Origin of the sequence: Streptomyces sp. enrichment culture, assembly GCF_964273145.1 — a bacterium.
Taxonomy (GTDB): Bacteria; Actinomycetota; Actinomycetes; order Streptomycetales; family Streptomycetaceae; genus Streptomyces.
This window is the reverse complement of the sequence record NZ_OZ186873.1, coordinates 478,740-491,700: the sequence shown is the minus strand read 5'-3', so window position 1 is coordinate 491,700 and position 12,961 is coordinate 478,740. Positions and strand designations below refer to the sequence as shown.

Below are 12,961 nucleotides of genomic sequence, written 5' to 3'. Positions count from 1 at the left end.
CGGGGGCGGGCTTCACGTAGCTCAGGAAGCTGCCGAGCCCGCGAACGTGGAAATGATTCGCCCGCACCAACTGCCCGGCGTCCTCACGGTCGCGGCCCTGCTCCCGGAACCGCAACGCTTCGTGCAGGTTCTCCTCGACCGGTCCTGGCATGCGTACGGCCTCCCCGCATCGCCGCTGTGCGCCGCTGGTGGAGATCCCTCAGCGTACGGCCGCCCGGAGCGCCGCGGCAACGATCGTGCGGGCCGTCCGGCGGTGGTTCAGGCCGGGCGCGTCTCCTCGTCCGGGTCGCGCAGGGGCGGGATGAACAGGGACAGCGCCAGCGCCACCAGGGTGACCAGGGCGCCCAGCCAGAACATCCAGGCGTAACCGGCGTCCTGGTAGAAGGCGGTGCCCTCGAACACCGTGCTGTGCGCGTTGAGGAGGGCGTAGGCGCCGGCGGTGACGACGGCCCCGAACAGGCTCACCAGCAGGTTGAGCATGCCGCTGCCCAGCCCCTGCTCGTGCGGTGAGACGACCCCGACGACCAGGACCGGCGCCCCGGCGACGACGATGCCGGAGCCCACGTTGGCCAGGCAGGACGTGAGGATGAGCTCCAGTTCGTTGCCGTGGAAGAAGCCGGCCAGGGTGTAGCCGGTCGCCATGGCGGCCAGGCCGGCGCACCACACCTTGCGGGGGTCGAGGTGGCGCAGGTAGCGGCTGACGAGGAGACCGGTGCCGAACATCACCAGGTTCCAGCTGACGCTGACGACGGCGTTGTGCTGCGCCGTCCAGCCGAGACCCGCGGAGACGCCGGGGATGTGCGGGAAGAGGGCGAGCAGGATGGCGAGGCCGGGCATGGTGAACGCGACCGTCTGGGCGAGGCCGCCCGCGGTGAGCGCCAGGGCCACCGGACGGCGGCGCAGCACGCCCAGGTCCAGGATGGGGTGGGCGCTGGAGCGCTCGACGAACAGGAAAGCGACCAGCGCGGCGGCCCCGGCGCCGAGCCAGCCGAGGGTCCGGCCGTCGGACCAGCCCCAGCTCTGCCCTTGGCCGACGGCGTAGATCACGGAGGTCAGGCCACCGCCGAGGACCAGGCCGCCGAGCCAGTCGAACCCCGTGTCGAACGCGTGGCGCGGAGTCTCGGGCACCAGCAGCGCCACCAGCGCGCAGGCGACGGCGGTGGCGGCGGCGAGGAACCACAGGGCGCCCCGGTAGCCCCAGGTGTCGACGAGCCAGCCCGCGAGGAACGGTGTGCCCAGGCCCACCAGCCCGACGCTGCTGCCCATGATGGCGCTGGCCGGCTTCACCAGCCGGCGTGGGAAGACGTCCCGCACGGCGGCGAAGGACAGGGCGCCGAACGGGCCGTAGAAACCGGCGATCGCGCGGCCGACGAGCACCAGCCAGAAGCTGCCGGCCAGCGCCGCCAGGGCCTCGCCGACGGCACCCAGGACCGTCATGGCGAGCATGACGCGCTTCTTGCCGTACAGGTCGCCCAATTTGATGGCGAACGGTGTGAGCAGGGTGGACACCAGGGTCAGCGTGAGCCCGAACCACGCCACCTGGGTGGTGTGGAAGCTCTGCGCCACGCTCGCGGTGGCGTTGGCACCGAGGATGCCGCCGGCGGCCAGCAGTTGGGTGGGCCAGGCGAGGGCGATCAGCAGCGCGACCCGGCGGGGGGTCCACCGCCCGTCCTGGTCGGCGGACGGCGCGCGGTCGAGCGAGGGGCGTGGCGACGTCGGTGTCATGCCAGCCCTCCTTTCACGGAGGTGCCTGAGAGAGGGGAGCGCGGGGGCGTGGGGGAGGGGGCGGCCGGCCGTTGCACACCGCTCGTGGAGAGGTGGCGGCGCGGCGACCCGCCGACGCGTGACTGCGATGATGACCTGAACACCTAGTGGACGCTAGGTTTCTAAAGTGTGATGCACGCCACTCGGTCGTCGTGCCGGCGCTCGGCCGGCCGGTGCCGGTCTTCCCCCGCGGGCCGCCCGGTACGGTTCTCCCATGGCGACACCCAGGGGACCACGTGGTGGTTACACGGCGGGCCGGGCCCGGCGCACGCAGATTCTCGAGGCGGCGCTCCTGCGTTTCGGTCAGGACGGGTACCGCAAGACCTCCCTGGCCCGCATCGCCCGGGACGCCGAGATCACGGACGCGGGACTGCTGCACCACTTCCGTGACAAGCAGCAGCTCCTGCTGGCCGTGGTCGAGTACTGGCACGAGCGCATGGACACGCAGTGGCGGCGGGTCTCCGACTCCGTGCGGGACGCCTTCCGGTGCCACCTGGAGGACACCGCCGAGTGGCTGACCATGCCCGGGATGATCGAGCTGGCCGTCGTCCTCTCCGCCGAGGCGACCGCGCCCGACCACCCGGCCCACGACCACTTCACCGCGTGGCAGGAGAAGGGTGTGCGCGAACTCGCCGACCGGCTGCGCTCCGGCAGCCGCAACGGCGAGCTGAGGGCCGGCCTGGACCACGAGGCCATCGCCCGCGAGTGCGCGGCCATGGACGCGGGCCTGCGCCAGCAGTGGCTGGCCGCGGGGCGCTCCTTCGACCTGATCTCCGTCATGCGCGGCCACCTCGACCGCCTCATGCGGTCCGTCTCCGCCGACGGGCAGGGGCTGTAGGGGACCGACGGGCCGTGGGCCGCCCGGTGCCGCGAAGGCCATGATGTTGTCATGCCCTTGACACTCAAACCGTGAAAACCGACAGGTGGACACCCGTGTGTCATACGTCACGTGCCCGAACGCCTAGTAATCACTAAGTGTTGGTCGCATGATCGACCCTGCTCATCCCCGGCGCTGAGGAAGGCCGTCATGCACCATCAATGGACCGCCCGGGTCATCAGCCCCCGCCCCTCCGGCTCCACGGCCGCCGACGGGCCCCGCCCGGCCGCGCTGCTGCGGGGCGAGTTCACCGCGCGCCCGGCCGTGCGGTCGGCCCGGCTCCGGGTCACGGCCCTCGGCGTGTACGAACTGGAACTCAACGGCACGGTGGTGGGCGACCACGTCCTCGCCCCCGGCTGGACGAGCTACCGCCACCGCCACCGCTACCAGAGCTTCGACGTCACCGGACTGGTCCGCGAGGGCCGCAACGCCTGGGGCGCCCACCTCGCCGACGGCTGGTACCGGGGACTGCTCGGCTTCAACGGCGGCACCCGGGACATCTACGGCCCGCGCACCGGCCTCCTCGCCGAACTGCGCATCGAGTACGCCGACGGCTCCGCCGACACCGTCGCCACCGGGGACGACTGGCGCTGGAGCCCCGGCCCCGTCCTCGCCGCCGGCCTGTACGAGGGCGAGGAGTACGACGCCCGCCGCGAGCGGACGGGATTCAGCGAACCCGGCTTCGACGACTCGGCGTGGGAGCCGGTGGACGTCGTGGAGTTCGACACGTCCGTGCTCTTCCCGGCCGACAGCCCGCCGGTGCGCCGCACCGAGTACGTCGCACCGGTCGCCCTCACCACCTCACCGTCCGGCCGCACCGTCCTCGACTTCGGCCAGAACCTCGTCGGGCGGCTGCGCATCCGCGTCCGGGGCGAGGCCGGCCGTACCATCACCCTCCGCCACGCCGAGGTCCTGGACGGCGGCGAACTGTGCACGCGCCCCCTGCGGCACGCCGGTGCCACCGACCGCTACACCCTGCGCGGCGACCCGGCGGGCGAGGAATGGGAACCCCGCTTCACCTTCCACGGGTTCCGGTACGCGGACGTCGAGGGCTGGCCCGGCGACCCGGATCCCGCCGACGTCACCGCCGTGGTCCTCCACAGCGACCTGCGCCGCACCGGCTGGTTCTCCTGCTCGGACCCGTCCCTGAACCGCCTGCACGAGAACGTGGTGTGGGGGATGCGCGGCAACTTCGTCGACGTACCCACCGACTGCCCGCAGCGTGACGAGCGCCTCGGCTGGACCGGCGACGTCCAGGTCTTCGCCCCCACCGCCGCCTTCCTCTACGACGTGCGCGACTTCCTGCGCTCCTGGCTGCGCGACCTGGCCGCCGACCAGGACGCCGACGAACGGCGCATCCCCCCGGTGTTCAGCCCCGACATCCCGGTGATCACCCCGGTGCCCCTGCCGCCCGGCAACCCGCCGATGGCCGGCTGGTGCGACGCGGCGGTCATCGTGCCCTGGGTGCTGTACGAGCGCTACGGCGACACCGGGGTGCTGCGCGCCCAGTACCCCTCCATGCGGGCGTGGGTCGACGCCGTCGACCGCATCGCCGGGCCCGGCCGCGTCTGGGGCGAGGGCTTCCAGTTCGGCGACTGGCTGGACCCGACCGCCCCGGCGGACGACCCCGGCCGGGCGATGACCTCCTCCGCCCTGGTCGCCACCGCGTACTTCGCCCGCTCCGCGCGGCTGCTGGCCCGGACCGCCGAGGTACTGGACGACACGGACGCCGCCGGGCACTACCACGCCCTGGCCGACGCGGTCCGCGCCGCCTTCCGCGACCGTTTCCACGCCGGGGGCGGACGCCTGACGGAGGAGACGCAGACCGCCTACGCCCTCGCGCTGTGCTTCCGGCTGCTGGAGGACGCCGCCGAACGCGCCGAGGCCGGACGCCGCCTGGCCGGCCTGGTGGCCGACCGCGGCCACCGCATCGGCACCGGCTTCCTCGGCACCCCCCTGGTGTGCGACGCGCTGACCGACACCGGGCACGCGGACACCGCGTACCGGCTGCTGACCCAGCGGTCCTGCCCCTCCTGGCTCTACCAGGTCGACATGGGCGCCACCACCATCTGGGAACGCTGGGACAGCATGCTCCCCGACGGCAGCGTCAACCCCGGCGAGATGACCTCCTTCAACCACTACGCCCTCGGAGCGGTCGCCGACTTCCTCCACCGCACCGTCGCCGGTCTGGCCCCCGCCGAGCCGGGCTACCGCCGGATCCTGGTCCGGCCCCGCCCCGGCGGCGGCCTCACCTGGGCCCGGGCCGAACACGACACGCCGTACGGCCGGGCCGAGGCGGGGTGGCGCATCACCGGAACCGCGCTGTTCGTCGACGTCCTCGTGCCGCCCCGCGCCACCGCGCTGGTCGACCTGCCGGACACGGAGCCCGCGGAGATCGGCCCCGGCCGGCACCGCTTCCACATCCCCTGGCCCCAGACCGCACGGTGACACCCGCGGGCCCCGCACCCCACCCCGACCGGCCCACCGCGTCAACGCAAGGAGCGCACATGACACACACCGGCCTGCCCGACGGCTTCCTGTGGGGCGTCGCCACCGCAGGGCACCAGAACGAGGGCGACAACACCGCCGCCGACACGTGGTTCCTCGAGCACACGACCCCCTCGCTCTTCCGCGAGCCGAGCGGACCGGCGTGCCGGAGCTACCACCGGTGGCGGACGGACCTCGACCTCGTCGCGGGAATGGGCCTCGACGCCTTCCGCTTCTCGGTCGAGTGGGCACGTGTCGAACCGGAGCGCGGCGTCGTCTCCACCGAAGCCCTCGACCACTACGAGCGCGTGGTCGACGGCTGCCTGGAGCGGGGCCTGGCCCCCATCGTGACGTTCAACCACTTCACCGCACCGCACTGGTTCGCGGCAGCCGGTTCGTGGACCGCCGCCGACGCCCCGGAGCGGTTCGCCGAGCAGTGCGACCGCGTCATGGCGCGCTTCGGCGACCGGATCGCGTACGGCGTCACCCTCAACGAACCCAACCTGGAGCAACTACTGCAGGCGGGCGCGAAACTGCCGGCCGAGGCGGAGGCCCTCAAGGTGCGGATGCTCGCGGCAGCGGCCCGCGCCGCCGGGAGCGACACCTACGCCGCCGCGAACGTCATCCCCGCCGACCGGCAGGGCGAGTTCCAGGAAGCGTTCACCCGCGCCCACCGCGCGGCCCGCGCGGCGATCAAGGCCCGCCGCGGGGACCTGCCCGTCGGCGTCTCCATCGCCATCGCCGACGAAGTCGCGCTTCCCGGCGGCGAGGAGCGCCGGGACGCCAAGCGCGCCGCCGTGTACGACCACTGGCTGCGCGAGGCACGCCACGACGACTTCGTCGGCGTGCAGAACTACGAGCGCATCCTGCACGGCCCCGACGGCGAAGTGACGGCCGACGGCGAGCTCAACGGCATGGGCACCGCCATCGCGCCCGGTTCCCTCGCCGGCGCCGTACGGTATGCCCACGAGGTGGCGGGGGTGCCGGTCCTCGTGACCGAGCACGGCATCCAGACGCCGGACGACGCCCAGCGCGCCGCCTTCATCCCCGCCGCCGTCGAAGGGCTCGTGGCCGAGGCCGGCGCGGGCACTCCCGTCCTCGGCTACTGCCACTGGACGCTCATGGACAACTTCGAGTGGATCTTCGGATACGGCGCTCAACTGGGCCTCCACGAGGTCGACCGCGACACGTTCGAGCGCCGCCCGAAGCCGAGCGCGAAGGTCTACGCCGACGTGGTGCGACGCTACCGGGGCGCGCTCTTCGGCCGCCGCCCGGCCGGATCGGCCCCGTCGGGCACCTGAACGGACGACGGCCCGGCCGGGCGGACGCGTGGAGCCCGCGGCGCCGCGTGCACGCGAGGCGGGCCGGGGCCGTCCGGCAGGTCGCCAGGAGGCGCCGCCGCGACGGAACCGGCAACGCGCGGGCCTGCCCGGACCCGTCCTCGAGGAGCCTCCGGGGCCGGTGGAGGGGTGTGCGGGAGGCGCCCACCTCACCGCGGAGGGCGGACGGAGTCGCGGAAGCGGGTGGCGGCGGCCCGTGCCGGGGTACCGGGCCCCGGTCGTCCTCCCGTCGGCCCGTCCGGACGACCCGGCGCCTCGCGTCGGACGCGCGCGGGCCGGCGAACGCGGCGCGCGGTCCGTCCTCTTCCCGCGCCCGCCGCCACCGCCGTACCGACCGGACACCGACGCGCAGGTCCTTGGCGATCACCGAACTCGTCCCGCCCCGGGCGAACCGCTCGGCGCCTGGAGCCGTAACCCCTCGCCGAACCGCCGGCGTTCGGCGGTCAGCCCGCCCTTCGTGGCTACCGCATGCCCCGGTGACACCACGGGGGGTCCGCCGCCCGTCAGCCCCTAAAACACCACGAGTTCAACCTCAGCAATGCCGGGTCCCGGATATCAATCGATTGAAAAATCGAATCAGGAGGATGCTTTCGAATCTTTTTCATTGATTCACCAACTCCTTCTCGTGTCCTTTTGTGTCGCGGGTCGTTGTTGGTCGACGTGAGTGACATTTGTGAGATTGTCGGGTGGAACGCCATCACCGACTACGCCCGGCGCGAGCGCCGCTACGGCACCGCCCCCACGCCACCCCTCAGCCCGGGCGGGCCCACGAGGCAAGGCGGCAAACGGTGACGCCCGCGTCGTCCGCCGTGCGGGCGGCTACCGCAGAAGGCCTCAATGGCGCCCGGCGGCGAACCGGTCCGAGCAGCTGTCGTCCTCCTGATTCCGAAGGACGCGCGCCGAACGGAGGTCCCGTCCGGATGACCGCGGCGCGCTCGGCACATGCGGGCGGGGCCTCCTGAACGACTCGTCGTTGTCTCGGATCACCGGGCAGCATCAGGAGGCCCCGGTGCCGCGGTGCACACGTGCCGGCCTGGCGCACCACCCGGCCGGCCGTCCCGGGTCCGACAGCGGCGCACCGGGCCGGAGCGGTCCGCTCGCCGGACGCCGTGACGCGGAGGGGGACGAAGGGGCGACCGGCGGTGGGATCAGTCCTTCAAGCCGTAGAAGCGCATCGGTGAGTTCGGCTCGAAGCCGATACGCGGGTACACCGGCGCCCCGGCGGCGGTCGCGTGCAAGGCGGCGCGGGTCAGTCCGGTGGCCCGGCCGCCCTCGTACAGTGCCTTCCGCGTCACCGCCTCGCCGTAACCCCTGCGTTCGTGCGCGGGGTCCGTGGCCACGAGCACGACGAAAAGGCAGCCCTCCGCCTCGACCGTCGCGGCGCAGGCCACCGGCGTACCGTCCCGCACGCCCAGATAGGCGTACACCTGGTTCTTCCACAGGGCGGAGCCGACGAGCCCGTCCCGCCCGTGCTCCAGGGGGAACCCGTAGGCGCGCGAGTTGATGTCCGCGTAGGCGCGCAGGTGCTCGTCGGTGGTCACGCGCACGAACGTCAGGTCGGGATGGGCCGGTTCGGGGAGGGGGAGCAGGTCCCCGGCCATACCGGTCCCGGGAAAGGCGTACGAGAGTCCCGCCTCTTCGGCCGCCGAGTCGAGCGTCGCGCGTGCGCCGTCATCGAGGAGGTCCTCGAAGACCCACAGGAAGCCCGGATGCGTCTTCGCGCGCATGATGTCCGCCGCCTCACGCAGGCGTTCTCCGACCACCCGGGCGTCCGCGCCGACGTCCGTCAGCGTGACGCAGTTCCAGAAGGGGAACCTGCAGTCGGCCCAGCGGACGGCGATGCCCGGAAGGTCGCGCACATCGGCGTCCGGGGTCCGGTCGAGCACCATGGCGCGCCAGACCGCGGCGAGCTGCTCCATCGATTCGATCGAGCAGGCGAGTTCCGTCACCGGGGACCTCTCAGATGGTCGAGCGGAAGAGAGACGACCGAGGAAGGATACGCTCCCGCGTCGCGCCCGGCGGGCGGAATCCGGTGATCGGCCGGGTGGGCGAGTGCTGTCCGCCTGCACGCGGTCGTTCCCGCCGTCACCACCGCGGACACACCGCGCCCGACGGTGGGCCACCCGCCAGGCAGGCCCCCGGCGACACAGGGCGACACGCCTAGAGGGCGTGGAGGTGGACGGGAAGGGACCGGTGGCCGTTGCTGATGAGGGAGGGCACCGGCCGCAGTTCCGTGGCGGGGACGGCGAGCCGGATGCCGGGGAAGCGGTCGAAGAGGCGTTCCAGGACGGTGGCCACTTCGAGACGGGCCAGGGGCGCGCCGATGCAGTAGTGGACGCCGTGGCCGAAAGCCAGGTGGTCCTTGACGGAGCGGGTGGCGTCGAAGGTGTCGGCGTCGTCGTGCCAGTCGGGGTGGCGGTTGGCGGCGGCGTAGGAGGCGAGGATGGCGTCGCCGCGGGCGATGGTCCGCCCGTCGGGCAGGGGGATGTCCTTGACGGCGAAGCGCAGGGGGAGGTGCTTGGCGGCCGGTTCGTGGCGCAGGGTCTCCTCCACGATGTCCGCCCAGCCGACGGCCCCGGTGCGGACCAGGTGCAGCTGGTCGGGCCGGGTGAGCAGGGTGTGGATGCTCTGGTCGATGACGTTGACGGTGGTCTCGTACCCGGCGCTGATCATGAGCAGCAGCGTGTCGCGCAGCTCCGGGCCGGTCAGGCCGGTGCCGTCGGTCTCGTCGTCCCGCGCGGCGATCAGGAGCGAGGTCATGTCGTCGCCGGGGGCGCGGCGTTTGGCGGCGATGAGCTGGTCCAGCTGCTCGTACAGGGCGGCGGTGTTGGCCTGGGCCTCGGCGGGGGAGAGCGTGGTGTCGAAGACGCCGTCGACGACTTCCCGGAAGGCGCCGCGCCGGTCCTCGGGCACGCCCATCAGGTGGCCGATCACCGCGATGGGCAGCGGATAGGCCAGGTGCTCGCGCAGGTCCACCGGTTCCCCGGCGGGCAGCGCGGCCAGCCGGTCGAGGAGGTCGGTCACCATGCGGTCGACGACGCCTTTCATGGCGGCGACGCGCCGGGCGCTAAAGGCGGGAGCGATCATGCGGCGCAGGCGGCGGTGGTCGTCACCGTAGGCGGTGAACATGTTCTCCACCGCGATCCACAACGCGAGCGGCCAGCGGGCGACCGTCTCGGCGAAGGCGGGCCAGTGGGCGCGGCCGTCCTTGGACACGTCGGGGCTGGTCAGCAGGTGCTTGAGGAGGACGGGGTCGGTGACGGCCCACGCCCGGACACCGAGGATGTCGACCCGGGCCGCCGGGCCCTGGGCGCGCAGGGCCCGGTGCTCGGCGTGGTGGTCGGATCCGGTGGGGTCGAGGACGAGTACCGGTTGCTCGGACATGCGGGGAGGGCTCCTCGGGGTGCGGCGGGGTGGGGGCCGGAAGGGCTCCCGGGGCGTGGCGCGGGAGGCCGGGGCCGGCGGGAGCGGACCGTGCCGCGGGCGAGGACGGCGGGCGGGCCGGCCGCACGATCGTGCTTCCCGGCGAGCAGTCCACGGTCGCTCCGCTGATCCGGCAGACGTACGGACAGCGCCCATGCTTCGTCGGGGCGCCCGGCGAGGACAAGACACCGACCGGCCACGACGAAGCGAGCCGGGGAGCGCGTGGAGCGGCGCGGCACACGGCGCGGCGAACGCCCCGCGAGGGACGGGCCCGATCGGCGGACTCGTCCGGGGACTCCCCGCGGGCCCCCGGCGGCCGGACCGGGGTCGGCGGCTTCGGCTCCTGTCCGGCCGGCTCCCGGTGTACGGGGGAAGGCGCCCTTCTCGGAGAAGCGGGCGGCACCGGCACCGCCTGCTCGTCATCCGTCAGACCCCCTGCCGGGCGTGACCTGCGCCGGCGGGCTGTTCGCCCGAGGGGGCGCGGCTCAGGCCCGGGGGCCGGTGTGCAGGACGGCGAACAGGCCCTGGATACGGGTGCCGTCCGGCGTGTCCCAGGCGCCGGCGACATGGCCCGACGCTCCCTGGGGAAGGGCGGGAGGGCCACCCGGGGCGGGCCGCAGGACCCGGTGGAGGCGCAGGGTCGCGCCGTGCGCGACCGGCAGCTCGGTGCCCTCCCGGTCGTCGGTGGCGGTGAGGGCGGTGAAGTCCGCGTGGAGGGGGCCGTCACCGGTGTAGGAGCGGGTGACCTCCCGGTCGGGGGTGTCGCTGACGCTCTGGGCCTGGGCCTGGGCCCGCCCCTCGACGAGGGCGAGCAACTGGGCGACCAGTACCGGGTCGTGGCAGCCGTCGTAGGCCCAGCGCTGTCCCAGCACCCCGTGCTCCATGGTGCCGACGAGAGCGTGCTCCGCCCCCTCCAGCGGAGCCCCGCGATAGGTCAGCGGCACCAGGTAGGTGACCGGGTGGGCGCCGGAGGCGTCGGTGACCACGATGAACTCGATCCCGACTTCGCCCTGCGGATCGTCGAGCCGGAAGCCGCCCGCCTTGGCCAGCCGCGGTTCGTCCGCGCCGCCGCGGTACCAGGGCCGGGCGGGGAGCCAGGAGGCGAGCAGTTCGAGCTTGGTCGGCTTGATGACGGTGTGGTGGATGACGGCCATGGCGAGGATTCTCTCCCTGCGAGTAGAGGCGCGAGTAGAGGCGGGTGTGCCTACCTTCCCACCCGTGCGGCACCGGCAGGGCGGTTCCCGGGGGAGCTACGGGACGCGGGGTTTTCGCGGAGGTCTGACCAGGGCCGGTCGGCGAGGGGCGGGGCGATGCCTCCCCACCGGACGGCCGTCACCCGTACCGACGCGGTCGGCCACGCGCCGTCCCCTCGCGGCAGGCGCCGTCGTACCGGCCGCCCGCGGCCCACCGGCGCGTCGGGCCGCCGGGCTCGGGCACGCGCACGGCGTGCGGGTGGTGACCGGGACCGCGGTGGCGCCCCGGCCGGGCGGCTTCCCGGCGCGTGACCGCCGGCGCGGGAAATCGCCGCGATCACCAGGGAGACCCGCGGTGCGGACCCGCTCATGTGAGGCATGTGACGCGCATCGTGGTGGTGAGGAGGCTTCCGAGCGGTGAGGCGGGGCACTCGACACACCACGGACCGGCATCCACGACCGCCACGAGGCACGGGGAGCGGCCGCCGGCCGGAAGACTCGGCAAGGGGAGACGCGGCATGATGCGCATCGGGGCAGAGGAAGAGTTCCACGTGCTGGACACGGGCAGTGGGCGGCTGGTGCCACGGGCCCGTGCCGTGCTCGACCGGGTGCGCAGACCCGGTTTCACGACCGAGCTCCAGCAGTCGGTCGTGGAGAGCAACAGCGGCGTGCACGACACCCTCGACGGCCTCTACGTCGATCTGTCCGTCGCCCGCCGCCGACTGGACGCGGCGGCCTCCTCGCTCGGCCTGGCCGTGGCGGCGGCCGGTACGGTGCCGCTGGCCCGGATCAGCCCGCGCGAGGTGACCGCCGATCCCCGCTACCGGCGCATGGCCGACGAATACCGCAAGGTCGCCGACGAGCAGCTCATCTGCAGCGCCCAGGTGCACGTCGACGTGCCGGACCGGGACACCGCCGTCCGCGCCATGTGCCTGGTCTCCCCCTGGCTGCCGCCCCTGCTGGCGTTGTCGGCCAGTTCGCCGTTCTGGCTGGGAGCGGACACGGGGTACGCCAGCTGGCGCACCATGCTGTGGCAGCGCTGGCCCACCGCCGGACCGGTCGGCTGCCACGCGAGCGCCGAGGAGTACGACGCCGCCGTCGAGGGACTGATCGCCTCCGGCGTCATCAGCGACGCCGGGATGGTCTACCACGACGTACGGCCGTCGGCACACCAGCGCACCCTCGAGCTGCGCATCTGCGACGCCTGCCCGCGGGTGGAGACGGTCGTGCTGGTCGCCGGCCTGTTCCGCGCACTGGTACGCGACGCCTGCGAGCGGCTGGCGGACGGCGGCGGCCCCGGCTGCGACGGCCACCACGACTGGCTGCGCGCCGCGACCTGGCGGGCGGCCCGCTCCGGCCTGGAGGGGACCTTGGTGGACCCGCGGACCCGGCGGGCCGCGCCCGCCGCCGAGGTGCTGCGCCGGATGCGGGACCGGCTGCGCCCGGCGCTGGAGGCGTCCGGCGACTGGGAGACGGTGCACACCCTCCTGGAGCAGGCCCTGAGCGACGGAAGTCCTGCGCACCGGCTGCGGCGCGCGGCCGCGGAGGGGGACCTGCTCGCCAGTGTCGGTCTGCTGGTGGACGAGACCCGCGGCAGGTACGCCGCACGCCGTCTCGCCGCCGCGCCCCGGCGGCCGGCCGCCCCGGCCGCGGCCCTCGGCGGCCTCCCGTCCCTGCACGGTACGGCGGCCGGAGACATGGTCGGCTGATCCGGATGCCGTCCGACCCCACTTCCCGTACGTCTCGTCCCGCGCCGGCCGAGCGGCCGCCGATCCGGCCGGATGCGCCGACGCCCACTTTCGTGATCAAGGAGAGCCACACCTTCATGTCCAGCACGCCCCTGCCTTCGCCGTCGTCTCCGTTCCCACCCCGCGCGG

At 73.7% G+C, this 12,961-nt stretch carries 8 protein-coding genes and 1 pseudogene; 4 read left to right on the top strand and 5 right to left on the bottom strand.

Annotated features, from left to right (window positions below; all coding sequences use genetic code 11):
• Positions 1–258: 258 nt before the first annotated feature.
• Entirely contained in the window at positions 259–1,725 is a 1,467-nt protein-coding gene (locus tag ACSU6Z_RS02210) for an MFS transporter (protein ID WP_437042316.1), read from the bottom strand.
• Positions 1,726–1,978: 253 nt separating this feature from the next.
• Between ACSU6Z_RS02210 and ACSU6Z_RS02205 the strand changes: the two genes are divergently transcribed.
• The 3 genes from ACSU6Z_RS02205 (at position 1,979) to ACSU6Z_RS02195 (ending at position 6,429) form a co-directional block, all read left to right on the top strand.
• Positions 1,979–2,602 (top strand): TetR/AcrR family transcriptional regulator, encoded by a 624-nt coding sequence (locus ACSU6Z_RS02205; RefSeq protein ID WP_437042314.1) that lies wholly within the window; start codon positions 1,979–1,981, stop codon positions 2,600–2,602.
• Between the two features lie 189 nt (positions 2,603–2,791).
• On the top strand, positions 2,792–5,089 hold the full coding sequence (locus ACSU6Z_RS02200; protein WP_437042312.1) for a family 78 glycoside hydrolase catalytic domain: 2,298 nt from the start codon (positions 2,792–2,794) through the stop codon (positions 5,087–5,089).
• Between the two features lie 59 nt (positions 5,090–5,148).
• Entirely contained in the window at positions 5,149–6,429 is a 1,281-nt protein-coding gene (locus tag ACSU6Z_RS02195; RefSeq protein ID WP_437042310.1) for a family 1 glycosylhydrolase, read from the top strand.
• Between the two features lie 325 nt (positions 6,430–6,754).
• On the opposite strand, the pseudogene ACSU6Z_RS02190 reads toward ACSU6Z_RS02195, so the two are convergent.
• From ACSU6Z_RS02190 to ACSU6Z_RS02175, 4 genes and pseudogenes are all read right to left on the bottom strand, one after another.
• Positions 6,755–6,951 (bottom strand): annotated as a pseudogene (locus ACSU6Z_RS02190) (helix-turn-helix domain-containing protein); the annotation flags it as partial.
• A 665-nt stretch (positions 6,952–7,616) separates the two neighbouring features.
• The gene (locus ACSU6Z_RS02185) at positions 7,617–8,417 is read right to left on the bottom strand and encodes a GNAT family N-acetyltransferase (RefSeq protein ID WP_437042308.1); all 801 of its coding nucleotides are present in this window, start codon (positions 8,415–8,417) and stop codon (positions 7,617–7,619) included.
• A 211-nt stretch (positions 8,418–8,628) separates the two neighbouring features.
• The gene (locus tag ACSU6Z_RS02180) at positions 8,629–9,852 is read right to left on the bottom strand and encodes a cytochrome P450 family protein (RefSeq protein ID WP_437042306.1); all 1,224 of its coding nucleotides are present in this window, start codon (positions 9,850–9,852) and stop codon (positions 8,629–8,631) included.
• A gap of 524 nt (positions 9,853–10,376) precedes the next feature.
• Positions 10,377–11,045 carry a maltokinase N-terminal cap-like domain-containing protein gene (locus ACSU6Z_RS02175; protein WP_437042304.1) on the bottom strand — a complete coding sequence of 223 codons (669 nt, stop codon included), beginning with the start codon at positions 11,043–11,045 and terminating at the stop codon, positions 10,377–10,379.
• Between the two features lie 560 nt (positions 11,046–11,605).
• On the opposite strand from ACSU6Z_RS02175, the gene ACSU6Z_RS02170 reads away from it, so the two are divergent.
• Entirely contained in the window at positions 11,606–12,793 is a 1,188-nt protein-coding gene (locus ACSU6Z_RS02170) for a carboxylate-amine ligase (protein WP_437050154.1), read from the top strand.
• Positions 12,794–12,961: the final 168 nt, after the last annotated feature.